The following is a 22,692-nucleotide window of genomic DNA, read 5'->3' on the forward strand; positions in this document are numbered from 1 at the left end:
GCCGGTCCCGCCGCAAGGCGCCCGGCCCCGCGACGCTGCAGTACGTTCGGACGCCGTTCGTTAGTACAGCGCTTCTTTTCAGCACCCCGGATCCCAGCGGACCCCCGGTGCTGGCCTCAGTTATCAGGCCCGTGGCCTGCGCCGGAACCCGGTGCCGGCGGCGGGCTTTTTGGTGTTGACTGGAGGCGTTGATGCGCTGTGCCGCCCGCGAAAGGACCTCCCATGCCAGGAACCTCCTCATCCCCCAGCTACCGCCATGGTGAACCGTGCTGGGCTGACGTCCAGACCCGGGACGTGGAGGCAGCCAAGGCCTTCTACGCAGCGGTGTTCGGATGGACCTTCAAGGACCTGCCCACGCCCGATGGCCGCAGCTATGCCCAGGCGTTCGTGGGGGAGGACCTGGTGGCCATGGTGGCGCCGCAGAACCCGCACCAGGAATCTCTCGGCACGCACGCCCAATGGAACATCTACTTCGCGGCCGAGGACGCCGGTGCGCTGGCCGAGGAAGTTCCCCACGCCGGCGGCGCAGTGCAGTTCGGCCCTGAGGAAGTGGCGGACACCGGCGTGATGGTGTTTGTGGATCCTCCCGGCGGCGGGACCACCGGCGTATGGCAGCCTGGGACGCACACAGGCTCCGGCCGGTACAACGAGGCCGGTGCGCTGTCCTGGACGGAACTGCTGACACCCGAGCCGCGGGCCGCCGTCGGGTTCTTCCAGCAGCTGTTCGGCCACGAGGTGACCGAGTATCCCCAGGACGACGGCGGGACGTACAGCACGCTGATGGTGAACGGCGCGGAGGTGGCCGGAATCGTCGCGGCCGAGGCGCCTGCCAGGTGGCAGATCTACTTCGGCGTCACAGACGTGGCCGAGGCCGTGCGGAAGGCCGTGGCCGCGGGGGCGGAAGTGCTGATCGCGCCGGAGCCGGATGACGACGATACGCCCGGCGCCACGGCTACCCTCCAGGACCCGCAGGGCGGTGTCTTCAGCCTGCTGGAGGTTTAACGCATCGAGTGCTCCGTAGCCGCCGTTTTCAACGTTCAAAAGGGCGGTTGCGGAGCTCGACGAGGGTTTAGGCGTAGGCGTTGACCAAGCGGACGGCGCCGCCGTCCACACCCTTGGCACCCTGGACGTAGTCCGGACCGGTCTTGAGGATGGAATCCGAGTCCGCGGTGACGGTGCCCATGATCCAGGACGGCACGCCGCGGTCGTTGAGGCGGGCCACGGCGGCGTCGGCGGCTTCGGCGGACACGATGGCCACCATACCCACACCGAGGTTCAGGGTGCGCTCCAGGTCGGCCAGCGGCACGTTGCCCAGCTCGGAGACCAGCTTGAAGATGGCCGGAAGTTCCCAGGTGGCGCGGTCCACGGTGGCCACGAGGCCCTGCGGCAGGACGCGGGCCAAGTTGGCGGCCAGGCCGCCGCCGGTGACGTGGCTGAAGCCGTGCACGGCGTTGGCGCTGTTCACCGGGAAGGCGCGGGCAAGGTCCAGGCAGTCGGCAGCGTAGACGCGGGTGGGTTCCAGTAGTTCCTCGCCCAGCGTGCGGCCGAGTTCGGAGACCTGGCGGTCCAGTGCCCAGCCGGCGTGGTTGATGACGCGGCGGACCAGGGAGTAGCCGTTGGAGTGCAGGCCGGAGGAGGCCATACCAATCACAACGTCGCCGGCGCGGACACGGTCTGGGCCCAGCAGGTCGGAGGCCTCGACAACACCGGTGGCGGCACCGGCAACATCGTATTCGTTCTCGCCCAGCAGGCCGGGGTGCTCGGCGGTTTCGCCGCCCACCAGGGCGGTGCCGGCCACGGAGCAGGCCGCGGCGATGCCACGGACGATGTCCGCGATACGCTCCGGGACAACCTTGCCGCAGGCAATGTAGTCGGTCATAAAGAGCGGCTCGGCGCCCACGACGACGATGTCGTCAACCACCATGCCCACCAGGTCAAAGCCGATGGTGTCGTGGATGTCCATGGCCTGGGCGATGGCGACCTTGGTGCCGACGCCGTCGGTGGACGTGGCCAGCAGCGGGCGCTTGAAGGTCAGCAGGCGGGAGACGTCGTACAGGCCGGCGAAGCCGCCCACGCCGCCGATGACGGAGGAATTGTGGGTGGCCTTCACGGCACCCTTCATCAGCTCCACGGCGCGGTCGCCGGCTTCAACGTCAACACCGGCGGAGGCGTACGTGATGCCTGCGGGGCTCAGGGGGCTGTTACCGGCGGCGGGGGTTGTGGAAGTCATACGGACTCTTTCTTTTCAGCGCCGGGGGTGGTGGCTTCGTGGTGGATCGCGGGCACGTGGTCCTCTTCGGTGAGCAGGTTCTCGAACTCGGCGTCCGGACCCGGATCGCAGCCGGTGGCGCCCGGCTTGTCCGCCGGGTCCTCCTCGGCGTCGATCGCAAGGGCCGCCGTTGCGCCGGGGAGGGCAGAGGGCGACGGCGTGAGGCCGCCGAGGTCGGTACGCTCCAGCAGGTTCTTGCCCAGTTTGTCCGCGCCCGGAAGCTCGATGGGGTACGTGCCGGTAAAGCAGGCGGTGCAGAGGCGCTCGCGCGGCTGCCTGGTGGCGTTGATCATGCCGTCTTCGGAAATGTACGCCAGGGAATCGGCGCCGATTCCCTGGGAGATTTCCTCGATGGTGGCGCCGTTGGCAATCAGTTCCGCGCGGGAAGCGAAGTCGATGCCATAGAAGCACGGCCATTTGACCGGCGGGGAGGAGATCTTGATGTGGACGGACGCGGCGCCGGCCTCGCGGAGCATCCGGACGATGGCGCGCTGGGTGTTGCCGCGGACGATCGAGTCATCCACCACCACCACACGCTTGCCACGGATCACGGACTCGAGGGCGTTCAGCTTGAGCCGGATACCCAGCTGGCGCAGGGTCTGCGAGGGCTGGATGAACGTGCGGCCCACGTAGGAGTTCTTGACGAAGCCGTGCGCGAAGGGAATGCCGGATTCCTCGGCGTAACCCACGGCCGCGGGGGTGCCGGACTCCGGGACCGGGATGACGATGTCCGCGTCCTGGGTGTTTTCGCGGGCCAGTTGGCGGCCCATCTCCACACGGGACTCGTACACGGAGCGTCCCGCGATGGCGGCGTCCGGACGCGCGAGGTAAACGTATTCGAAAACGCAACCAGCCGGCGTCGCCTCCGCGAAGCGCTTGGAACGCACGCCGTCCTCGTCGATGGCGATGAATTCGCCCGGTTCGATTTCACGGATGAAGCTGGCGCCGACGGTGGCCAGGGCGGACTGCTCGGAGGCAACCACCCAGCCGCGCTCCAGCCGGCCCAGGACCAGCGGGCGGATGCCGTAGGTATCGCGTGCTGCGTAGAGGGTGCCTTCGTCCATAAACACGAAGCAGAAGCCGCCCTTGATCTTCGGCAGCAGCTCCATGGCGGTCTGTTCGAGGGTCTTGCCCTCCTCGCCTTCGAGCAGCGCCGTGACCAGGGCCGTGTCCGAGGTGTTGCCCTGCTTCATTTCGCCGCTGAGCTGGCCGCCGTTGCGTTCCATGATCATGGCGTTGAGCTCGGCCGTGTTGGTCAGGTTGCCGTTGTGCGCCAGGGCAACCGTGCCGGTGCTGGTGGCGCCGAGGGTGGGCTGGGCGTTGGCCCAGTGGCTGGCTCCGGTGGTGGAGTAGCGGCAGTGTCCCACCGCCAGGTGCCCGGTCAGGGTGTTCAGCGTGGTCTCGTCGAAGACCTGGGAAACGAGGCCCATGTCCTTGTAGACGTTGATCCGCTTGCCGTCACTGGTAGCTATACCAGCCGACTCCTGACCGCGGTGCTGCAATGCATACAGCCCGTAATAGGTTAGTTTTGCTACTTCTTCACCTGGTGCCCAGACCCCGAAAACGCCACAAGCGTCCTGAGGTCCCTTTTCGCCAGGGAGAAGATCATGAGAAAGTTTTCCATCGCCGCGTGCCACTGGTCGATTATCTCACGAGATGCGGTACGACTTTTCCGCCGCCGGCATTGTGACTGTGCACGGAGGCCGGACGACGGTGTTGGAACCTAGGGCTGCGCGCCGTCGTCGGGCTCTGAATCCGGGACGGCTTCCACGATGGCGCGTTTCTGCCGCTTGACGCTCCGCCGGTCCAGCAGCAGGGCCACCACGGCGCCCAGCACCGCGCCGCCGGCGCCGAACATCACCAGGAAGAAGCCGAACACCGAGCCGCGTTCGAAGGATTCGTCACCGGGGAGCCCGTATGCGACGGCGGCAGCCGCCGCTGCGCCCACCAGGGCGCCGAGGATGAGGAACGGCACATATTTCGGTGCCCGGCGGACGGTGACCTCGCGGCGTTCAGCGGGGGTTTCTTCAAAAGCCATGCCCTCTAGCCTACTCATCATTGGTGTCAGGGCTGTGACGTCCGGGACAGGATCCAGGTGTTGGTGCCGTCCTGGCGTTCGAAGGTCACGGTGGTGACCAGCGCCTCGATGAGCGCCAGGCCGCGGCCGGACTCGGAATCGTCGTCCGGGGTTCCCGGTTCCAGGGGGCCGAACGGCGGATTGGCGAAGAATGCGCTGACCCGGGCCTGCAGGAGCCTGGGCTGGACGCTGATGTCCACTCCCAGCTCCACCGGTTTCTTTGCCTTGGCCGGCTGGGCGTGCTGGACGATGTTGGACGCGGACTCGATCACCGCCGTGGTGAAGGTCATCTGGTCCATGGCCTGGACGAACGGGGCGTCCGCCCAGAGGCCGTCCAGCTCGTTGTGGACGGCTTCGATGGCCTCGGCCGTGGACAGTCCCCGGAAGCTCCGCTGGGCCAGGATCTCAGTCATTGCTGAACGCCTCGTCGGCGGAGGCGTAGGCAGTCAGCACCCGGTCCATGCTGGTCAGCTCGAGCACCATTTTGACCTGCGGCTGGACGGCGGCGATGCGGAGGTCCCCGCCGGCCTGACGGGCGGCCTTGAGGCAGCCGATCAGCGCGCCGAGGCCGGAGGAATCCATAAACGCTGTGTTCTCCAGGTTCACCACGATCCGCGAGGAACCGCCGGCGATCACATCGGTGACGAATTCGCGCAGCTTGGGCGCGGACACCATGTTCAGCCGCCCGTCAGCCTTGACCTCCGCGTACGAATCCTTGACCTCGTAACTAAACTCCATCGGCTTTCCTCTCTCCAGCATCAACGTTCACAGCGGGTTCGTAGCCCTTGTACAAAACAGCTCGGACCAGGATGCTCATGACCACCAGGTCAAAAATAACCCAACCCACGTTCACCAGCGTGCCAAGCGGCTCGGCCAGTCCCGTGGCCAGCCGGATAATCCCGACGACGACGGCCACCGCCAGCAGCACACTCACCACAATCTGGGGCCGGATGAGGCTCCAGCTGGGGCCGCCGGTCTGGCGGGCTTTGGGGGTGACGGCGAACCCGAGGGGGCGGCCGAACCAGACGTTCCGGGCCGCCGTCGAACACGCTTTGATCCAGGTGGGGAACAGTGCCAGGCTGTACTGCTGGCCGCGCCAGGTGGGTATTCCGCGGCCTGCCACCGCGAAAAGCAGCTGGTTCGCGACCATAAACGGGATGAACCGCAGGAAGAAGTCCCAGCTGAGGCTGGACACGGGCAGGACGCCCAGCAGCAGGTAGATGATGGGGGCGGCGAAGTAGACGACCGCCGCATAACCGCTCAGGTAGGTCCACATCGTGGCAAAGTACATCAGCCGCTGGCCGATCTTCAGGCCCTTCTGCACCAGCGGGTTCTCGCGGAGCAGCACCTGCATGGTCCCCTGCGCCCAGCGGAGGCGCTGGGTGAGCATGGTCTTGAGGTCCTCGGGCGCCAGACCGTAAGCCAGGATCTCGTGGTGGTAGACACTTTCCCAGCCCATGGCATGCATGCGCATGGCCGTGGCCATGTCCTCGGTGACGGAGATGGTGGCCAGCGGCATGACCGGCTGGGCTTCGTCGTTGCGCTCAACGCTCAGGGCATCCAGGACGGCCTGCACGGATTCCAGCGCGCCGAGCGGCGACCAGTCACGGGCCGACATGCGCTGGACGGCGTCATCGGCCACCACCGGGACGCCGGCATCACCCACATGGGCGAGTTCCATGGCGGCGATCTCTTCGAGGTCGGCCTGCAGCGCGGACATGTCAGCCTCGACCAGCGTCTGCACGGCCGCGTCCACGCGGCGGCGGACCCGGTACGTGATCTCGCTCAACGGCTGTCCGGTCGCCAGCTGCTCCTGGGCTTCGCGCGTGGCGGCCTCCACCGCGTCCAGCACTTCAGCTACGAGCGGGGTGTCCATGTCAGCGGATTTCCGCGCCTGGCGGATGGCGGACCGGGAAGCCGTGAGGGCCCGGCGGATGCTCTTTTCAGTCTCCTTGACGTAGCCCACCAGGCCCAGCTGCATCAGTGCTTCACGGCGCAGGATGGCGTTGGAGCCGCAGAAGAACGCCGCGTTCCAGCCGTCCTTGCCCTGCTGGATGGGCCCGTAGAACAGGGGTGCCTGGCTGCCGAGGGGATCGTGGGCGGGCACGTTGCTGAAGTACTGCGGCGTCTGGACCAGGGCCACCCGGCGGTTGTTGAAATAGCCCAGGGTCTTTTCCAGGATGTCCGGCTCGGGGATCTGGTCCGCATCCAGGATCAGCAGGAATTCGCCGTGCGTGACCATCATGGCGTTGTTCAGGTTGCCGGCTTTGGCGTGGCGCGGCACCTTGGCGGTCCAGTCCTCACTCCGGGTCACATAACCCAGCCCGTGCTCTTCGGCGAGGGCCTTCAGCTCGGGGCGGGCGCCGTCGTCGAGAATCCAGGTGCTGTGCGGGTGCCGGATCTTCTGGGCCGCCAGGGCAGTGGTCATCACCATGTCCAGGTCTTCGTTGTACGTGGTGATGAAGACGTCCACGGTGGCATCGTGGGGCGGCGCGGGTGCTCCCTTGCGGATCTTGAGCTGCCACACGGTCATCCCGAACAGCATCACGTCGATCAGGCTGTAGGTCTCAGCCAGCACCAGGGGCACGGCGATCCACCAGGCATCCCAGTTCAGCGACGACGCCCAGCGCCAGCCCACATAGTTCAGGCCGAAGATGACCGTCAGGACCACCGCCAGGCGGGTCCAGAAGCGCGTCATGCCGGGGCTGGCTCAGGCAGGCGGCGGACCACCACTACGGTGACATCATCCTCGGCGGTTTCGGCAGGGGCCAGTGCCATGATGGCGTCGCTGGCGGACTGCGCGGAAACCTCGCCATGGGCTGCGGCGAGCACCGCCTCGGTGAATTGCTCCACCGAGTCAAAAACATCCAGCACGCCGTCGCTGGCCACCACCAGGGAGTCCCCCGGGGCCAGGGCGACGGCGGACTGCGGCCAGGCGGATCCGGCCCAGGCGCCCACGGGCGGACCGCCGCTGGGAAGACGGTGCGCCGACCCCTCGGCGGTGACATGCAGCGCCAGTCCGTGGCCGGCGTCGACATAGCTGACGACGCCGGAAGCGGCGTCCAGGCGGGCGTGGAAGAGGGTGACAAATGAGTTGGAGGAATCCAGGTCCGCCGCGATAGTGGTGCTGGCGGAGGCGAAGGCGGCGTCCAGGTCTTGGCGCTGTCCCGTGGACCGCATGACGGCCCGGACGGTGGCCGCGATGAGGGCGGCGCCCATGCCCTTGCCCATGGCATCGGCGAACGTCAGGTGCAGACCCTCCGGCGTGCGGTACCAATCGTAGAAGTCACCGCCGACGCTGCGGGAGGGGCGGAAGACGCCGGCGACGTCGTACCCGTTCACCCGGACGTCCTCCTGGGGCAGCAGGCTCTGCTGGACCTCGGTGGCGCGCTCCAGCTCGCTCGCCACGGCTGTGTCCGCGGCGGACGGCTGCCGGCGGCGGAACAGGGCGTTGATCCTGGATTGGAGTTCGCGCGGGCTGAACGGCTTGCTGATGTAGTCATCGGCGCCGTTGTCCAAGCCCGTGAGCTTGTCCAGTTCGTCGGCACGGGCGGTGAGCATCACGATGAAGGCATCAGAGAATTCACGGAGGAGTTTGCAGACTTCCAGCCCGTCCACGTCCGGGAGGTTCAGGTCCAGTGTGATGAGATCCGGCTTGGCGCGGCGGACCTCCTCCACGCCGGGCAGGCCGGCTTCAGCGTGGGTGACCTCGAAACCCTGCTTGGTCAGGATCCGGACGAGGAGGCCTCGGATGTCCGGATCGTCCTCAATCACAACGGCACGGCGCGGTTCGGGCATGGAAGGCATGACTCTATTTCTACCGTATTAGGGCGGTGAAGCATGTCATTTGCCGTGACTACGACGGTTGTAGTCGGTGAAGCTCCGGGCATTCCGGGGAGGGCGGCCATCAGTGTGAAGCGGTCTTGCCGGAATACTTGCCCGCCCTTGATGGGACCTTGAGGCTCCTTGGCCACACTCGAAGGACCAGCTTTGAAGGAATGTGCGGATTGCCGGAGGATGGTGCAGGACTTATGGAACCAACGGAATCCGTCAGACTGCCGGGCAGGCTGGCGCGCTCGTGGCGGCTCTTGAAGCAGGGCCGCCGCCCGCGCAGCACCGTTCACTACCTGAGCCATTCCTGGAAGCTCCGCTCGCTGTCCCGCTCGCTGGCCCAAGCCCTGGGGGAGTCCTGGGAGGCCTCGAGCTGGCCGGGGGACCGGCTGGCCGTCGGCGTGGAGCTTTCGGAAAAAGTTGAACAGCTCACCCGCCTCCTCAACCGCGAAACCGAACTTCACGGCCGCCTGGCGGCGCTCGCAAGGTAGCCGTTCCCTGCTGACCCTTTCCGTGCCAAACTTGAGGACAATCAAGTGGCTGGGGGATACCAGGTCAGGAGATTGCCGTGCATTGGTACACAGGGTGGGCTTACCTTTTAGCTGGGCTGATTACCATGGACACGCTTCTGCTGGTCCTGTGGGCGATCGACTCAGACTGGCCCAATCGCTGGTGGAAGAAGCCCTGATCGACGCAGGTCCAGGCGCATCAGGACGCGCGGGAATCCGTTGAGTACCGAATCCGTATCAGCGGCCTTGACGAACCCGGCCTTCTCGAAGAGCCTGCGCGTGCCCACGTAGGCCATGGTGAGATCCACTTTGCTGCTGCCGTTATCCACCGGGTAGCCCTCAATAGCGGGCGCGCCGTAGCTGCGGGCCAGCCCACGGCACCTTTGAGCAGGTGATGGGAGATTCCCTTGCCGCGGTAACCGGGCCGGACCCGGATGCACCAGACAGCCCAAACATCCAAGCCGTCCACGTGCGGGATCCTGCGGTTGCGGGCAAAACTGGCGTCGGCGCGTGGGTGGACAGCTGCCCACCCAACTACGTCGTCGCCGTCGTACGCCAGAACCCCTGGTGGGGGATCCTGCGCCACCAGCTCCTTCACCAGGTCGCCGCGGGCCGTTCCGCGCAGCGCAAGGTTCTGCTTGGACGGAATGCGGTAGCTCAGGCACCAGCACACGTTGGCATCGGGCCGCTTAGGGCCACCCAGCGTTTTGACGTCCTCGAACAGTGTTCCCGGACGGACTTCGATCGCCATGCCTGACTCCCGGTTGGTGGGCTACCTGTGCCCCGCCAGACTAGACCCCCAGGGACTCCCGCAGGGCAGCGACGTGACCCTGCGCCTTGACCTGGTACTGCGCCAGCGCCACGTTGCCCGCCGGATCCACCACAACGGTGGAGCGGACGAGGCCCTCGACGATCTCGCCGTCGACCAGCTTTTCGCCCCACGCGCCGTACGCGAGAGCTACTGCGTGGTCCTCGTCGGAAAGCAGCGGGAAGGTCAGGTTGAAGTCGCCGGTGAAGTTGGCCAGCTTCACCGGGGCGTCGGGGGAGATGCCCAGGACTTCATAGCCGGAGCCCTGCAGGGATGAGAGGCTATCGCGGAAATCGCAGGCCTCGGTGGTGCAGCCGGGGGTTGCCGCCTCCGGGTAGAAGTACACGATGACGTTCTTGCCGCGGTAGTTGGCCAGGGAGGTTTCCCTGCCCTTGGCGTCCTGCAGGGTGAAATCGGGGGCCTGGGTACCTGGCTGAAGTTTGATGGTCAGTTGGGGGCTCATGGCGTTCCTTCGGGAGACTCTGATGGCAAAAGACAGGAAACCAGTGAATCGGCTTTCCAGTTTAAACAACAACTCCGGCGTCATTTGAGGTATTCCGGCTGGTCCAGGGCAGGGACCTGTGCAGGGGACCCATTTCGGTCCGCGAATGGCCGGCGATCCATTGACTTGAGGCGCCGGATGGATACGGTTAGAGGTACACATTACTGGTCTCCGCAGTACGTGATCCGCACTACGTAGCCGCTAGCCGGCATCCACGCACAACCGCTTGGTCCCAGCCCTAAGCGCCCGCCGCAAATGATCCCAAGGCTGTTTCCCCATGACCGCAAATTTCATCAGAGTACTGGCTGTTAAATCCTTTGACATCCCGGACAAGAAGCGGTGTCCGGACAAAGCTGAGTTCGATCTCGTCACCGTTGACGACTACTCAGTGGCCCGCCTCATCCTCGCTCCCGGCTGGCGCTGGTCCGAGTCCGCCAAGCCCACTGAACTGACGGACTTCTGCGAGCACAACCACCTCGGTTACTGTGTCTCCGGCAGTCTTGAGATTCAAACGTCCGACGGCGTGAGGTCCGCCATCCGCGCCCATGACACCTATGCGTTGCCTCCCGGGCACGATGAGTGGGTGGTTGGCTCCGAGCCGTTCGTCGCTATTGAATTCCTGGGTACGGCGTCCTTCGGCCGGCCGCGGAGCAGGGGATCCCACGCGCTGATTTGAGCCGGAGCTGGCCTGGGCTGGAGCCGGTCTGAGTCCGAGCCGGTCGGGGCAGGAACCGGGCCTAAACAGCCACGGGAGTTTCCGCGCGCACGATCCGCTTGAGCCTGGCCACAACCTCTTCCGGCGTACAGTCCGCGTCGAGCTGGACAAAGCCCGGGTATTCCGGCATGGAGCGGTAGGCATCGCGCAGATCCACCAGGTCAGCCAGCGTCTCCGAATCGGTGCCGCGGGCCACGATGCGCTCGAGCGCCAGCGCAGGCTCAACGTCCAGGTGCACCACCGCGTCAGGTTCCGGTAGTGACGAAATCAGCCAGGGAAGCAGGCGGCCGCGCGACAGACCTTTGGCGGTGCGAAGAGCCAGCTGGCAGTGGAGGTGCCGGTCCATCACCACCAGTCCGTCGAAGCGGCTGGCCCGGGCATGCGACATGAGCACGTTGGCCACGCGGAGGGTGGTCTCCACGGCGTCGGCCAGGCGGCGTGGCAAGCGGATGCCCAGCCGTTCCGCCAGCACGGACATGCTCCGCCTGCCGGCGTGGTTGCTGAGCAGCAGGGCGTTTTCGCCGTCAGCCTGGGCCGCATCCACCAAGGCGCGGGCGGCCGTGGATTTTCCCGAGCCGTCGATTCCGGTTAAGACAATAAGCACATGGCCTCCTTTCGCCGATGGTTTAACGGAAGGGACAGCGTGATCGTCCCGTCATGAGGCGGAGGTCACAATAAACTGACATCCGGGCGGTGCCTGCAACGGGCCGGCAGCCGCACCAAGGGGAATGGGATCTTCGATGCAGCTAGCCCAGTTTGCCGCGAATACCGCGTGCGTACTTTTGGCCGCGCTCGCGGTTTTTCAGGCCGCCCTGATCGCGGGGGCACCGCTGGGAAGGTTCGCGTGGGGCGGCCAGCACAACGTCCTCCCCACCAAGCTGCGGATCGGCAGCGCCACCTCGATCATCCTCTACGTCCTCTTCGCCTACGTTGCGCTGGCCAAGGCCGGCATGGCGGCCCCGCTGGTGAATCAGGGTTTCACGGGCGTCTTCTGTTGGGTGCTGACGGCCTATTTCGCGCTGGGCATCGTGCTGAACGGAATCTCCCGCAGCGAGCCGGAACGCCTGGTCATGACACCCACAGTGGTGATCCTGACAGCCCTCTACCTGGTCCTGGCCCTGAACTAGGCCGGCAGCAGGCCCTTGAACCACGGCCGGCACCAGAGGCCCGTACCGGTGGCGTCAGTGCTGTGGTTCGAGGGCGAGCCGCAGCCCGAAGCCGATCAGGACGGTGCCGGTGATGCGGTCGATGATCCGGAGGCTGCGGGCGCTTTTCAGCCATTTGGAGGCGAAACCTGCTCCGAAAATCAGGAAGGTCAGCCACGCAAGGCCCAGGACGCAGTGGACGCCGGCCAGCAAAATTCCCATCAGCAGCGGTGGAGTGCCCGGCGGGATGAACTGGGGAATTGTGGCGATGTAGAACACGCCGACCTTCGGATTGAGCAGATTAGTGCCCGTCCCGGTCAGGCAGCCTTGGAACAGCTGATGGCGGGAGGCAGCGGGGACCTCAACGTCGGCAGCTGGCGAGGCGGACGGCGCGTCCTTGGTCCGGCTCGTCCACAGCAGGGAGGCGCCAAGCCAGACCATGTACGCGGCGCCGGCGATGGTGAGCGCCCGGTACGCCAGCCCCGATGCTGCCAGCAGCGCCGAAACGCCCACGGCTGCCGCGATTCCCCAGACCATCAGTCCGGTGGAGATGCCCAGGGCCGTGGCGAAGGCGAAACCGCGCGTTCTGGCGAGGGACGAACGGAGCCCAGTGCCGTATCGATGCCCGGAACCAGTGTCAGGAGCCCGGCCACCAGGCCGAACGAGAACAGAGACTGATAGAGATCCACGAGCCAAGGATAAGCCGACGACGGCGGCCAACCGGCCGCCGTCGAACGTCAGCGCAGCAGGCGTCTTAGCTGCAGTGCTTCGTGAAGGCGGCGCCGGCTTCCTGGTACTTGGCCTCCAGCTCGGCGAGCTTGGCCTCGTCCGGGGCTTCCTTGGCGGACTCGTCGGTGAACTCGATGATGGATCCGAGCGCAGGCTTGAGGTCATCCGATGCCACAACTTCGATGGGCCGGATCTGGTTGGCGAGACGCACCAGGCCGGTCTTGCCCACGTTGTTCGCGGGGTTCGCCAGGACAGCCTTGACGCGGTCGCAGGTTTCGGGGGTGGAAAGTTTGGTGGGCGTGGTGCATGCAGAAGCGGAAAGCACGAGGCCGGCAGCGATCAGGGCGGTGGCGAGTTTCTTCATGGGTCCCTCAGTAGTTGATTGAGGTTTCGATTGTAAGCAGAGACCACGGCAGGTTGCCGATCCGGGGGCTGCGGAGGGCGGAGTATGACCCGGCAGAGAAGGGGCTCAGGGCTCTGGCGGGCCGGTTCCCAGGGTGCATAGACTGGCAGGACAATCGTGCGGGCCTGCCGCAGGTTGGCCCGTGCGGATCACCTAAATTCAAGGAAGAATCATGGCCCGCACAACCCAGAATTCAGGAAAAGTACAGCGCCGTACCGCCATTGGGTTCATTGCACTCATGGGGCTGTTGGCGCCTGTCCTCCCGGCCTCGGCGTCGCCGCCGGATGACTCAGTCATTGTGCTCAAGGGCGCCACTTCCGCCGAGGGGATCGCCGCCGGCAGTGGAACCACCTTCTACGCCGGCGACCTGGCACTGGGAGACATTTACCGGGGCGACATCCGTAAGGACAAAGCGCGGTTGTTCATCGACGTATCGGACTTTGATTCGCAGCCCAGGGCCGCCGTCGGGATGAAGGCCGATACCCGCAACGACCTGCTGTTTGTAGCGGGTGGCGGGACCGGCAAGGCCTTTTTGTACAACACGGAATCGGGCGAGCCCGTTGCGGACTTCACCCTCGCTCCGGGCTTCATCAACGACGTCACGCTCACCCGGGATGGCGCCTGGTTCACGAACTCCGCCGCCGGTGAGCTGTACTTCCTGCCAGTGGGCAGGCACGGAAAGCTGGGCGACGTACGGACCCTGAAGCTGAACGGACCGGCGGGTGAGTTGACAGGTCCCTTCAACCTCAATGGCATTGCCACTGCCAAGGGCGACCGCGTCCTCATCGTTGCGCATTCGACGAACAGAGCCCTCTATACCGTGGATCCGGAGACCGGCGACAGCGCCTTGATTGAGGGTGTGGAGGTGCCGAATGTTGACGGCATCCTGGTCCGGGGTCATACCGTCTGGGCGGTGCAAAACTTCTTGAACCAGATCGTCCGGATTGACCTCTCCAACGATCTCTCCTCCGGCGAGATCGAGGACACCATCACCAGTCCCCACTTCGATGTTCCCACCACGGTTGCGCGGTTCGGGAACACCCTGGCTGCCGTGAATGCACAGTTTAGCCAGCCGGCCAGTCCGCATGAAGTGGTGCTGGTGCCGGCCCGCGATTAGGCAGCTTACGTAGGGACGGTGCTGCCCCGCTTGAGCGGTGCGGGGCAGCGCCGCTCGTGCGGGGCAGGGCAGCTTGTATGGGGCAGGGCAGCTGATGCCGTGCCCGCTGATGCCGTGTACGACGGCGGGCGGCACCTTAGGTTCGACTCCGCCAGTCTGCGCCTCCGCCAGTCAGCGGTCGCCCAGGTTGCCGCCGAGCGGCGGGATCGTGCCGCCGTCGTCCGGTTTGTGGACGTTGCGTTCAGCCGCGCTGCGGATCTCGCCGTCGGTTGTTCCGTCTGACTCCCCCTCAAGATCCACCAGGGCGCCGGTCTGGTCGAACGGATGCGTGTACCGGTTGTACGCCGACGGCTCGCCTGTCGGGACGGATTCCCGCCACGCGCCCGTGGCATGGCCCTCGTGTTCGATGAATTCCTTGAACTGCTTCAGGTCGTGCTCCGCCTGGCGGGCCACCAGGTGGAGCAGGTCGCCCACCTTCTCCACCATGCCTTCCGGCTGGTACTCCAGGGTGAGGGACAGCTGGGTTTTGTTGCCGCCGGCGTCGGAGAATTCCACGGCACCTGAGTTCGTGGCCCCATCCGTGGACGCCCACTCAATCCTGCGGTCCGGGACTTGCTCCACGATGGTGGCTTCCCACTCCCGGCGGACCCCGGCGATGTGGGCCACCCACTTCAGGCGGTCGTCACTGAGCTGGGTCACGCTCTCCACGCCACCCATGAACTGCGGAAAATCCTCGAACTGGGTCCACTGGTTGTAGGCCGTACTGAGGGGAACATCGACCACAATCTGCTTCTCCACTTTGCTGCTCACAACGTCTCCTTCGACTGGAACGGGCTGTATATAGTCAGTAGCCTTACCGTATCGCCGTCGGGGCGCGTGGGCCAGAGGGGAGGGCGGCTAGTCTTCGTCCGTGTCGGCGCCCTCGGCGGGTTCCTGCGAGTGCACGCGGATGTCGGTGGGATCCGCGGACTCGTCCCCTTCGGCCGGAGCTTCGCTGTGGATGCGCTGCGCCACTACTGGCTTTTCCTTCATGTCAACCGCTCCCGTGGTGTGTGGAATGTGCCTCAATCATCATTCAGCGCCTCCCGGAGCGGGGTGTCAATACCCTCTGTCCGCGGCTCGTGTTCTGTGCTGGACTGGGGAAGCGCTGTGCCCCGCTTCATCCTGTAAAAGCTCTACGCCCAGCCGGTCCTACCGGCTGTCGGGAAGGAACAATCTCATGGCAACGCAGGAAATCGGATACTTCGTGGGGAGACTGGCAACCGGCTCCATTAACCGCACACTCGCCAAGGCCCTCATCAAGCTGGCCCCGGCGGACCTTGAATTCACCGAGATCCCTATTAAGGACCTGCCCCTCTACAGCTACGACTACGACGCCGATTTCCCGCCGGCAGGCCGCGCCCTCAAGGACGCGATCGAGGCCTCGGACGGCATCCTGTTTGTGTCCCCCGAATACAACCGATCCATTCCGGGGCGCTCAAAAACGCAATCGACTGGGCGTTGCGGCCCTGGGGCACCAACTCGTTCGCGCGGAAACCCACCGGCATCATCGGAGCTTCGCCGGGCAGAATTGGTACGGCTGTGATGCAGTCCTCGATGCGTAGCGTGCTCAGCTTTCTGGACGCGCCCCAGCTGAACGCCCCGGAGGTCTACATCCACTTCAAGCCGGAAGCCTTCTCTGCCGAGGGCGAGGTGCGGGATGAGGGCACGGCCAAGTTCCTGCGGCACTACATGGAGGAATACGGCGCCTTCGTGGAGCGAGTGGTGGCGGCAAACGCACCGGGCCACATCGGCGATCTGGTGCCGGACCCGGACAAGTTGTCACGGTAAGCGGGTCAGTCCAGGGGTAGGGTTACCGTTACGGTGGTGCCCTGCCCTGGCTTCGAACAGACGCTGACGGTGCCGCCGGCCTCATGGATAGCCACGGACATCAGCCGCAGCCCGTAGCCGTGGTTCTTGCCGCTTAGGGCGAGGTCGCAGTCAAAGCCCGTGCCGTCGTCGGACACCACAAGACGGATGCCGTGGCCAACCGCGGATAACTGGACGGTGAGCTCGGCGGCGTCGGAGTACTTGAAGGCGTTGCTCAGCGCTTCGCGCGCCGACTGGTAGAGGAGGGAAGCGCAGTCCGCCGGGATCTCGATGCCCCAGTGCGGAGTATCCCAGCGGACTGCTGTTCCTTGCTGACGGAGAGGCCCGGTCAACCGGTCAATGCAACCGGCCAGCCCCAAGGTGTGGAAGTCGAGCGGGTGGTGATCAGTGATCACTCCTCCCACCGCGACTACCTCGCCCAGAGCTGATTCGTTCCCCATGAATCTTCCTGCTTCCCCGCCGTTTTCTGTGGTGATGGGTCCAGCCTGAACCGCCAACTGCATGGGTTGCCAAGGGTTGGCTCAAGTTTGGATCAATTTTCCGCGGAGCCTGCGGTGATCTGTCCCATGGGCACCGGTGGACGCCGCCCGGCCCCGGCGGTCAGGGCTGCATTGGCCGCTGCGATCAGGAAAATGCCGGCCCACTGCACAACACCCAGGGCTTCATCCAGAGCCAGAGCCCCCACCAAAGCCGCGAAAACGGGGTTGATGCTCATCAGAACGCCGAACAGGCTGGTGGGGATGCGGCGCAGGGTGATCACGTCCGCGACGTACGGGACCACGGACGCGAGGACTCCGGCGCCTGCTGCGCAGAGGATAGTGAACGCGTCGGGCTGGTGGTTGATGAACGTCATCAGCCCCACGGGGAGGAAGAGCGCGGCCGACAGGCCGGTGGCGGCAGCCGTCCCCTGGATGCCCGGGATCCGCTTGCCCACTGTCCTGTTCAGGAGAATGTAGGCGGCCCAGCTGCAGGCGGCCACCAGTCCCAGGCCGATGCCCACGTAGTCCGTGGACGCCTCGGGCTGGGTGATGGCCACAACCCCTCCAGCGGCCAGGAGGGCGCAGGCGGCGCTCGCTTTGGTCCGTGAACCGATCAGGGCGAGGGCCAGGGGGCCCAGGAATTCGAGAGTCACCGCGAGGCCCAGCCCGATGCGCTCCACCGCCGCGTACAGGGAGAGGTTCATCGTCCCGAACACCAGCGCCAACAGCAGAACGGGCCACCATTGGTGGCGCGTGAAGGAGACGATGCGGGGCCGGACAAGGGGCAGCAGCACCGCCGCGGCAATGAGCTGACGCGCTGCGACTACGCCCACCGGGCCGATTGCGGGGAAGGCCAGTGAACCGCTGGCCGCACCCAGCTGGTTTGAGAGCGCGCTCGCAACGAGGATGGCGCCGGCCCGGCCTCGGCCGGCAGATAATATGTTATCCATCCTTGGAGTGTGGGGCCGTGCGGGCATGCGCCAAAATGCATAGACAGGCGATCTTATGCGTCCAGCGTATGAATAGAATCGCCTCATGAACATGGAGCTGCGGCACCTGCGTTGCCTGGTTGCAGTGGCCGAAGCGGGCACGTTTACTGACGCCGCCATTGAGCTGGGCATCTCGCAGGCGGCGGTGTCGCGCAATATCGCTGCGCTGGAGCGCGCTTTGGGGGTCCGCCTGATGCACCGCACCACCAGGAGCATTGAGTTCACCGCCGCCGGCGACCGGACCGTCCGGCATGCCCGCCGCGTTCTCTCGATTCTGGAGGCCATCCAGCAGGAGGCGGCCGACGGCGGCGGCACCGTCCGGATCGGCTACGCCTGGTCCGCCCTGGGCAGGCACACCACGGAGTTCCAGCGCAGGTGGGCTGACGCGTTTCCAAACACCGAGCTGCGCCTCATCCGGACCAACACCCCGACGGCGGGACTGGCGGAAGGAACCAGCGACCTCGCCATCCTGCGGAGGGTCCCTGACACAGCGGCCATCAGCCTTGTCCTCATCGGGCTGGAGAAACGCTTCTGCGCCATGGCGGCGGATGACGCCCTTGCCGGAAAGCGAAGCATCACCCTTGCCGAAGCCGCGACCAAACCGATTGCCCTGGACCGGCGCACCGGAAGCACGCGCCTGGACCTGTGGCCGGAAGGCCGGCAGCCGCAGCGCACCATCGCCACGGACGACGTCGACGACTGGCTGACGGTGATCGGCAGCGGCAAAGCGCGGGGCATCACGGCAGAATCAACCGCGCACCAGTACCGGCGCAAGGGTGTTGTGTACCGGCATGTGCGGGATGCCGCCTCGGTCCCCGTTTACGTCGCCTGGTCCAAGACGGACCCGCCCGTGGGTTTCCAGGGCGTCGTCGAGCTGCTCGCGGCGCTCTATTCCTGACCCGGCCGGCGGGCGGGATCCGTTCGTTATCCCCGCAACGGTTCGGTGCCAATCGGGCCGCCGTTGGATCCTTGTGCGGCCGGCAGCATGACAATTTAAGGACCAACAAGGTCAGGCCCAAAGGAGGGTGTGATGCGCAGTCCGGCCACGCGAAGCGCGGCAATTCCCCTAGCTATTCTGATGGCGGTGCTGCTGGCGGGGTGCGGCCCGCAGGCAGGACCAACGGCGACGGCAAGTCCCAGCCCCACCGTCACCTCCGCGGCCACCGGAACTACCACTGCCGTGCCAACGACGACAGTCTCGCCGAGCGCCACCGGCACCGCACCGGCGTCGGCCGCCTGGTCCAGCTACACCACGGCAGACGGCCAACTGACGTTCGAACACCCGGCCGCGTGGAGCGTCCGGGACCCGGCCGGCGAACTGCCGGAGGGCGGCGGCGCCTTCGCCGAGGTGACCAACCAGGCAGGCAAGCCGCTGGCGACGCTCCGGACCAACATGGCCACCGGGTCCATGTGCCTGGAGCGGTTCCCGTACGAGGTGCTGGAGTCTGAAGAATTGCCGCTGCTTGCGCAGGGCGGCGCGGCGCCCTGGTTTGTTTTTGAGACCCGCGGCAACGACGCTGCGCCGGGTCCGGCCAACACGCCGGCCGCGGCCTACGGCATCGCGTGGGCGGCGCCCACGGGCGACTCGGCGTGCGCCATCTTCCACTTCTTCACCTGGCCACCCACCGCAGCGATGTTCGGTGCGTTCTACAACCCTGGGAACAACGTGACGCCAGGGGCCGAGTCCCTGCCGTATCTGGAGCAGGCCAAGAAGTACGCGGAGACTGCGGAGTACCGGGACATCAAGCGGATGATCACCTCATTGCGGCCAGCGGATTAGGCGCCTGGGGTTAGGCTGCCCGGCTCGATGCGGGCCGGCTCAAGGTTCACACAAGATTTGGGCGAGACAGCGTTTTCCGTCCTTGCGTCCGGGTAGATTCGATAGATTGATCCCGGTTTCGGGCCCCCCACCGAAACCCGGAAGCCCCCGCGCTCGAGTCCAACTCGCGTGGGGGCTTCCAACCAAAAACCAAAAAGGGGGGGACGACGGCGAGACCGCGGATGGGAACCACCAGTCAGGCAGCAGAGCCTATCGGTGCGTCCTCAGTTGCGCGGTTTCGTCAGGGCAGAGACCCGGCCCGTGCCGTCGTAGCCACCTGCCGGGGACTTGAGCCCGTAGATGCTGCCAACGGTGGGCGCGACGTCGATGGTCCGGGCAGCCTCGGAGGACACCGATCCTTTCACTACCAGCGGGCTGCCGCCTGATATGAAGAAGGGAATGGGCTCTGTGGCGGGGTGACCGTGGTTGCCAGGGATCGGGTTGGACGCGACGTACGGGTCGGAGAAGCGCCAGCCCGCCCGGCAGTAGGCCACCAGGTCTCCGGCCTCGTGGCCCAGCCGCAGGTCCGCCGGCTTGTTGACCGAGAGCACGCCCTCATGCGATCTGACCAGCTGTTCGACGGCGGCCAGTCCGGCCATGCGGTCCGGTTCGGGGCCGGTCCAGTAGAGCAGGTCCGCGCCGCCGTTCTGGGCAATCGTGATGTTCGACTGCAGCTCCGGACGGGACTGGAGGATGAGGTTGATCGAGATGAGGTTGCTGGGGATGGACCAGTCCATGGAATGGTCGGCAAGCACCATCACCACGCTGGAGTCCCATTTGCCGGCGTTCTTGAGGTGGTCGATGAAACGCCCTACCTGCAGGTCTGTTTCCGCCAGGGCAGCCTCGCGCGCCGCCCGCAGCGTTGTTCCGGAAACGTCTGAGTGGCCTACGCGGTCGATGTCGCCCAAATTGGTGAACACAAAGTCCGGGTCCGGCCCGCTCACCATGGCCAGCAGGGCGTCCATGGTGGCGGCGTCGGGCGCGTGGCCGGTCACCGGAAGCACCGGCTGGGGTTCCCACCGGTAGCTGGCGCGGGCACCGAAGATGCCGTAAAGGTACTTCTTGCTAAGCACGGAGCCGGTCGTCAGGCCGAGCTCCTGCAGCCGCTCCAGGAGGGTCGGGAAGTGCAGGTCCGTGGACCGGTCGAGGTCGCGGACAACGCCGTCGGTCCGGTCGAAGATGGAGTTGGCTGGCACGCCCGAGCGGTCCGGGCGGACACCCGTCATCATCATGGCGTGGTTGGGGATGGTCTCCATCACCGGAAGCGAACGTGCCGCGGGGAAATTGGTGCCTGCATCGCGCAGTGCAGCCAGCCTCGGAGTCAGTGCGGGCGTAATCTCATCGGGCCGGCAGCCGTCCACCACCAGCACGTAGCTTCGCGTTCGTCCAGCGGCGGGGGCAGCCCAGGCGGTGCCCTGTGCCGCTGAAAGGACGACGGCGGCCCCGCCGGCGGCGGCGATTTGCAGGAACTGCCGGCGTCCCGGCGTCGGAAGTCTGCTGCTGGCGGGCGTGCCCTGCTGCGGTGAACGGCTCACTGGAGTCCTCCCTGCGTCGGGGTGACTTTGCCGGAGTTGGCCTGGACGTTGAATGATGTGGACAGCGTGGCTCCTGAGCTGGCGGAGGTGCGTTCAGCGAGGACGTACCAGTCCATCCGAACGCCGGCGGCTGTTACGTCCAGGACGGAGTAGCCGTGAGAGTCGAAGTCCAGGTACTTCACGTGCGGGTTGGCCGCCTTGATGGCGTTCTCGACGCCGACGGATCCGGTCCGGGGCGGAACGTTCAGGATGTCGTCGAGGTTGTCGCTCGTGACGGAAGTGCAGACGAGTTCCGCGGCCACGGAATCGCCGGTGGCCGGGTAGCTGGCCGGATCCGCGGGGATGTCGCAGGCCCAGCCGGAGTGGATGTCGCCGGTGAGGAACACAGTGTCCTTGACGGCGTTATCCCGCAGGTGGCGGACCACGCGGTTGCGGTCCGCCTCGTAGCCGTCCCATTGGTCCACGTTATAAGGCACGCCGCTGATGCTCGTCCCGCCCATCAGCTTCTGCACACCGGCCAGCTCTGCGGTGTTCAGGGTCGAGGGAACGCGGACGGGCGCAATCATGACGGGATTGCCCACCAGCTTCCATTGCGGGCCTGTGGACTTGAGGTTGCCCAGCAGCCACTCCATCTGTGCGGCGCCGGTGATAGTGCGGGCGGGGCTGCTGACGGAGGGATCCGCACCGCTGGCGGCCTGCTGGTCACGGTAGGAGCGCAGGTCCAGCATGGACAGGCTGGCCAGGGAGCCGAAGTCCAGGCGGCGGTACAGTTGGCCCCCCGGCTCATAGCGCACGGGCATCCACTCGGCGTACGCCTGGTGCGCGGCGGCGATCCGTTCGCTCCACGCGCCTTCGGTGCCCTCGGTGTGGTTTTCGGCGCCGCCCTTCCAGGTGTCGTTGGCCGATTCATGGTCATCCCAGGTCACGACGAACGGGGCGGCGGCGTGCAGGGCTTGCAGGTCAGGGTCGGTTTTGTACTGGGCGTGACGGCGCCGGTAGTGCGCCAGCTGTGTCATTTCGTGGGCGGGTTCGTGGGGGCGGACGACGACGTTGCGCGCCTGGTATTCGCCGGGCCCGTATTCGTAGAGGTAGTCGCCGAGGTGAAGCACGGCGTCGAGGTCGCCGCGCGCGGCGAGATGGCGGTAGGACGAAAAGTAGCCCGCCTGCCAGTTGGCGCACGACACGACGCCGAACTTCAGCCGGTCCACGGCCGCACCCGCTGCCGGGGCGGTGCGCGTACGGCCCGCTGGCGATACGGCCTGTCCCAGCTTGAAGCGATACCAGTAGTTGGTGGCGGGGGCCAGCCGGCCCGCGACGACCTTGACCGTATGGTCCCGGGCCGCGCCGGTGGCGGCAGTACCCCTGGCCACGATCTTCTTGAAGCCAGCGTCCGCAGCGATTTCCCAGCCGACGGACACATCCGGGCCCAGCCCGGTGCCTGGCAGCGCTGCGGGCGCTGGCGTCACGCGGGTCCAAAGCAGCACGCTGTCCGCCATCGGGTCTCCCGAGGCGACCCCGTGGCAGAAGACGCCGCCCTGGGAGGCGGAAAAGCCACTTGCTGCGGTGCTGGAGACCATGGCCCCAGCCACGGCAGCAACCCCTGCTGAGCGCAGAACTTGACGACGAGTAAAGTTAGTCATGCCTTCCAGTATCCGCACGCTCAAAGGGTCAAGGGGCGGCTTTTTGACGTGGTTAGCCAGACGTTCACCCAGTGTTTTCCGTGGCGCAGTCCGTATCCTGGCTTAGCCAGCGCTAGGGAAGCGAGAGGTTCTTCGCGCACATCCCCTCGCTGGTTGGCATCCGCAGTGGATTGACGAGGCCCGCCGTGCCGGCCCAGTCACTGGCCCAGGGACTTCAATCCACTGGCGCATACGCAGGACCGGCGAATGATGAGCT

General features: G+C 66.0%; 24 protein-coding genes and 2 pseudogenes. 8 read left to right on the forward strand and 18 right to left on the reverse strand.

The window, feature by feature from the left end:
• Positions 1–222 precede the first annotated feature (222 nt).
• Positions 223–1,002 (forward strand): VOC family protein, encoded by a 780-nt coding sequence (locus tag NG696_RS14010; protein ID WP_252568536.1) that lies wholly within the window; start codon positions 223–225, stop codon positions 1,000–1,002.
• Positions 1,003–1,069: 67 nt separating this feature from the next.
• Here NG696_RS14010 and purM read toward each other — a convergent pair whose 3' ends face one another.
• From purM to NG696_RS14045, 7 genes are all read right to left on the reverse strand, one after another.
• Positions 1,070–2,230: a phosphoribosylformylglycinamidine cyclo-ligase gene (gene purM, locus NG696_RS14015; protein ID WP_252575880.1), complete on the reverse strand. Its 1,161-nt coding sequence runs from the start codon at positions 2,228–2,230 to the stop codon at positions 1,070–1,072.
• Positions 2,227–3,906 carry an amidophosphoribosyltransferase gene (purF, locus tag NG696_RS14020; protein WP_252575882.1) on the reverse strand — a complete coding sequence of 560 codons (1,680 nt, stop codon included), beginning with the start codon at positions 3,904–3,906 and terminating at the stop codon, positions 2,227–2,229. Before purF ends, purM begins: the two co-directional genes overlap by 4 nt.
• Before the next feature lie 86 nt (positions 3,907–3,992).
• Complete coding sequence (locus NG696_RS14025) at positions 3,993–4,307, reverse strand: hypothetical protein (protein ID WP_252568533.1); 315 nt, start codon at positions 4,305–4,307, stop codon at positions 3,993–3,995.
• A 26-nt stretch (positions 4,308–4,333) separates the two neighbouring features.
• Positions 4,334–4,759 carry an ATP-binding protein gene (locus NG696_RS14030; RefSeq protein ID WP_252568532.1) on the reverse strand — a complete coding sequence of 142 codons (426 nt, stop codon included), beginning with the start codon at positions 4,757–4,759 and terminating at the stop codon, positions 4,334–4,336.
• Entirely contained in the window at positions 4,752–5,084 is a 333-nt protein-coding gene (locus tag NG696_RS14035) for an STAS domain-containing protein (protein WP_058930966.1), read from the reverse strand. Before NG696_RS14035 ends, NG696_RS14030 begins: the two co-directional genes overlap by 8 nt.
• Complete coding sequence (locus tag NG696_RS14040; RefSeq protein WP_252575884.1) at positions 5,074–7,044, reverse strand: glycosyltransferase family 2 protein; 1,971 nt, start codon at positions 7,042–7,044, stop codon at positions 5,074–5,076. Before NG696_RS14040 ends, NG696_RS14035 begins: the two co-directional genes overlap by 11 nt.
• Positions 7,041–8,153 carry a PP2C family protein-serine/threonine phosphatase gene (locus tag NG696_RS14045; protein ID WP_252575887.1) on the reverse strand — a complete coding sequence of 371 codons (1,113 nt, stop codon included), beginning with the start codon at positions 8,151–8,153 and terminating at the stop codon, positions 7,041–7,043. Before NG696_RS14045 ends, NG696_RS14040 begins: the two co-directional genes overlap by 4 nt.
• A gap of 224 nt (positions 8,154–8,377) precedes the next feature.
• On the opposite strand from NG696_RS14045, the gene NG696_RS14050 reads away from it, so the two are divergent.
• Positions 8,378–8,668, forward strand: coding sequence for a hypothetical protein (locus NG696_RS14050; RefSeq protein ID WP_252568529.1), 291 nt, complete (start codon positions 8,378–8,380; stop codon positions 8,666–8,668).
• 161 nt (positions 8,669–8,829) lie between these two features.
• Here NG696_RS14050 and NG696_RS14055 read toward each other — a convergent pair.
• Positions 8,830–9,437, reverse strand: a pseudogene (locus NG696_RS14055) (GNAT family N-acetyltransferase).
• Positions 9,438–9,477: 40 nt separating this feature from the next.
• On the reverse strand, positions 9,478–9,957 hold the full coding sequence (gene bcp, locus NG696_RS14060) for a thioredoxin-dependent thiol peroxidase (RefSeq protein WP_252575888.1): 480 nt from the start codon (positions 9,955–9,957) through the stop codon (positions 9,478–9,480).
• A 316-nt stretch (positions 9,958–10,273) separates the two neighbouring features.
• Here bcp and NG696_RS14065 point away from each other — a divergent pair, with 316 nt between their 5' ends.
• Complete coding sequence (locus NG696_RS14065) at positions 10,274–10,672, forward strand: cupin domain-containing protein (protein ID WP_252575889.1); 399 nt, start codon at positions 10,274–10,276, stop codon at positions 10,670–10,672.
• A 61-nt stretch (positions 10,673–10,733) separates the two neighbouring features.
• Here NG696_RS14065 and NG696_RS14070 read toward each other — a convergent pair whose 3' ends face one another.
• The gene (locus tag NG696_RS14070) at positions 10,734–11,315 is read right to left on the reverse strand and encodes a dTMP kinase (RefSeq protein ID WP_252575890.1); all 582 of its coding nucleotides are present in this window, start codon (positions 11,313–11,315) and stop codon (positions 10,734–10,736) included.
• 136 nt (positions 11,316–11,451) lie between these two features.
• On the opposite strand from NG696_RS14070, the gene NG696_RS14075 reads away from it, so the two are divergent.
• Positions 11,452–11,838, forward strand: a complete 387-nt coding sequence (locus NG696_RS14075; RefSeq protein ID WP_252575891.1) for a hypothetical protein — start codon at positions 11,452–11,454, stop codon at positions 11,836–11,838.
• 54 nt (positions 11,839–11,892) lie between these two features.
• Here the strand turns inward: NG696_RS14075 and NG696_RS14080 are convergent, their stop codons facing one another.
• The gene (locus tag NG696_RS14080) at positions 11,893–12,576 is read right to left on the reverse strand and encodes a LysE family translocator (RefSeq protein ID WP_308291975.1); all 684 of its coding nucleotides are present in this window, start codon (positions 12,574–12,576) and stop codon (positions 11,893–11,895) included.
• Positions 12,577–12,610: 34 nt separating this feature from the next.
• The gene (locus tag NG696_RS14085) at positions 12,611–12,949 is read right to left on the reverse strand and encodes a hypothetical protein (protein WP_252575892.1); all 339 of its coding nucleotides are present in this window, start codon (positions 12,947–12,949) and stop codon (positions 12,611–12,613) included.
• Positions 12,950–13,160: 211 nt separating this feature from the next.
• On the opposite strand from NG696_RS14085, the gene NG696_RS14090 reads away from it, so the two are divergent.
• The gene (locus NG696_RS14090; protein ID WP_252575893.1) at positions 13,161–14,105 is read left to right on the forward strand and encodes an SMP-30/gluconolactonase/LRE family protein; all 945 of its coding nucleotides are present in this window, start codon (positions 13,161–13,163) and stop codon (positions 14,103–14,105) included.
• 171 nt (positions 14,106–14,276) lie between these two features.
• On the opposite strand, the gene NG696_RS14095 is transcribed toward NG696_RS14090, so the two are convergent.
• Both NG696_RS14095 and NG696_RS20785 read right to left on the reverse strand, forming a co-directional pair.
• Positions 14,277–14,915: an SRPBCC family protein gene (locus NG696_RS14095; RefSeq protein ID WP_252568520.1), complete on the reverse strand. Its 639-nt coding sequence runs from the start codon at positions 14,913–14,915 to the stop codon at positions 14,277–14,279.
• A gap of 87 nt (positions 14,916–15,002) precedes the next feature.
• Entirely contained in the window at positions 15,003–15,137 is a 135-nt protein-coding gene (locus NG696_RS20785) for a hypothetical protein (RefSeq protein WP_256472220.1), read from the reverse strand.
• Positions 15,138–15,324: 187 nt separating this feature from the next.
• Here NG696_RS20785 and NG696_RS14100 point away from each other — a divergent pair.
• Positions 15,325–15,935 (forward strand): annotated as a pseudogene (locus NG696_RS14100) (NADPH-dependent FMN reductase).
• Between the two features lie 5 nt (positions 15,936–15,940).
• Here the strand turns inward: NG696_RS14100 and NG696_RS14105 are convergent.
• Positions 15,941–16,414: a sensor histidine kinase gene (locus NG696_RS14105; RefSeq protein ID WP_252575895.1), complete on the reverse strand. Its 474-nt coding sequence runs from the start codon at positions 16,412–16,414 to the stop codon at positions 15,941–15,943.
• Positions 16,415–16,506: 92 nt separating this feature from the next.
• On the reverse strand, positions 16,507–17,403 hold the full coding sequence (locus NG696_RS14110) for an EamA family transporter (RefSeq protein ID WP_252575896.1): 897 nt from the start codon (positions 17,401–17,403) through the stop codon (positions 16,507–16,509).
• A gap of 85 nt (positions 17,404–17,488) precedes the next feature.
• Here NG696_RS14110 and NG696_RS14115 point away from each other — a divergent pair, with 85 nt between their 5' ends.
• Both NG696_RS14115 and NG696_RS14120 read left to right on the forward strand, forming a co-directional pair.
• Positions 17,489–18,340, forward strand: a complete 852-nt coding sequence (locus NG696_RS14115) for a LysR family transcriptional regulator (protein WP_252575898.1) — start codon at positions 17,489–17,491, stop codon at positions 18,338–18,340.
• A 132-nt stretch (positions 18,341–18,472) separates the two neighbouring features.
• Positions 18,473–19,222: a hypothetical protein gene (locus tag NG696_RS14120; protein ID WP_252575900.1), complete on the forward strand. Its 750-nt coding sequence runs from the start codon at positions 18,473–18,475 to the stop codon at positions 19,220–19,222.
• A 263-nt stretch (positions 19,223–19,485) separates the two neighbouring features.
• Here the strand turns inward: NG696_RS14120 and NG696_RS14125 are convergent, their stop codons facing one another.
• Both NG696_RS14125 and NG696_RS14130 read right to left on the reverse strand, forming a co-directional pair.
• On the reverse strand, positions 19,486–20,796 hold the full coding sequence (locus tag NG696_RS14125) for an alkaline phosphatase family protein (RefSeq protein ID WP_252575901.1): 1,311 nt from the start codon (positions 20,794–20,796) through the stop codon (positions 19,486–19,488).
• The gene (locus NG696_RS14130; protein ID WP_252575903.1) at positions 20,793–22,436 is read right to left on the reverse strand and encodes an alkaline phosphatase D family protein; all 1,644 of its coding nucleotides are present in this window, start codon (positions 22,434–22,436) and stop codon (positions 20,793–20,795) included. Before NG696_RS14130 ends, NG696_RS14125 begins: the two co-directional genes overlap by 4 nt.
• Between the last annotated feature and the right edge of the window lie 256 nt (positions 22,437–22,692).

Origin of the sequence: Pseudarthrobacter cellobiosi (assembly GCF_023913755.1) — a bacterium.
In the GTDB taxonomy this organism is placed as follows: domain Bacteria; phylum Actinomycetota; class Actinomycetes; order Actinomycetales; family Micrococcaceae; genus Arthrobacter; species Arthrobacter cellobiosi.

Coding starts and splice junctions, on each gene's coding strand:
- NG696_RS14010 (WP_252568536.1), top strand. CDS start 223: ATGCCAGGAACCTCCTCATCCCCCAGCTACCGCCATGGTGAACCGTGC.
- purM (WP_252575880.1), bottom strand. CDS start 2,230: ATGACTTCCACAACCCCCGCCGCCGGTAACAGCCCCCTGAGCCCCGCA.
- NG696_RS14025 (WP_252568533.1), bottom strand. CDS start 4,307: ATGGCTTTTGAAGAAACCCCCGCTGAACGCCGCGAGGTCACCGTCCGC.
- NG696_RS14030 (WP_252568532.1), bottom strand. CDS start 4,759: ATGACTGAGATCCTGGCCCAGCGGAGCTTCCGGGGACTGTCCACGGCC.
- NG696_RS14035 (WP_058930966.1), bottom strand. CDS start 5,084: ATGGAGTTTAGTTACGAGGTCAAGGATTCGTACGCGGAGGTCAAGGCT.
- NG696_RS14040 (WP_252575884.1), bottom strand. CDS start 7,044: ATGACGCGCTTCTGGACCCGCCTGGCGGTGGTCCTGACGGTCATCTTC.
- NG696_RS14045 (WP_252575887.1), bottom strand. CDS start 8,153: ATGCCTTCCATGCCCGAACCGCGCCGTGCCGTTGTGATTGAGGACGAT.
- NG696_RS14050 (WP_252568529.1), top strand. CDS start 8,378: ATGGAACCAACGGAATCCGTCAGACTGCCGGGCAGGCTGGCGCGCTCG.
- bcp (WP_252575888.1), bottom strand. CDS start 9,957: ATGAGCCCCCAACTGACCATCAAACTTCAGCCAGGTACCCAGGCCCCC.
- NG696_RS14065 (WP_252575889.1), top strand. CDS start 10,274: ATGACCGCAAATTTCATCAGAGTACTGGCTGTTAAATCCTTTGACATC.
- NG696_RS14075 (WP_252575891.1), top strand. CDS start 11,452: ATGCAGCTAGCCCAGTTTGCCGCGAATACCGCGTGCGTACTTTTGGCC.
- NG696_RS14085 (WP_252575892.1), bottom strand. CDS start 12,949: ATGAAGAAACTCGCCACCGCCCTGATCGCTGCCGGCCTCGTGCTTTCC.
- NG696_RS14090 (WP_252575893.1), top strand. CDS start 13,161: ATGGCCCGCACAACCCAGAATTCAGGAAAAGTACAGCGCCGTACCGCC.
- NG696_RS20785 (WP_256472220.1), bottom strand. CDS start 15,137: ATGAAGGAAAAGCCAGTAGTGGCGCAGCGCATCCACAGCGAAGCTCCG.
- NG696_RS14105 (WP_252575895.1), bottom strand. CDS start 16,414: ATGGGGAACGAATCAGCTCTGGGCGAGGTAGTCGCGGTGGGAGGAGTG.
- NG696_RS14110 (WP_252575896.1), bottom strand. CDS start 17,403: ATGGATAACATATTATCTGCCGGCCGAGGCCGGGCCGGCGCCATCCTC.
- NG696_RS14115 (WP_252575898.1), top strand. CDS start 17,489: ATGAACATGGAGCTGCGGCACCTGCGTTGCCTGGTTGCAGTGGCCGAA.
- NG696_RS14120 (WP_252575900.1), top strand. CDS start 18,473: ATGCGCAGTCCGGCCACGCGAAGCGCGGCAATTCCCCTAGCTATTCTG.
- NG696_RS14130 (WP_252575903.1), bottom strand. CDS start 22,436: ATGACTAACTTTACTCGTCGTCAAGTTCTGCGCTCAGCAGGGGTTGCT.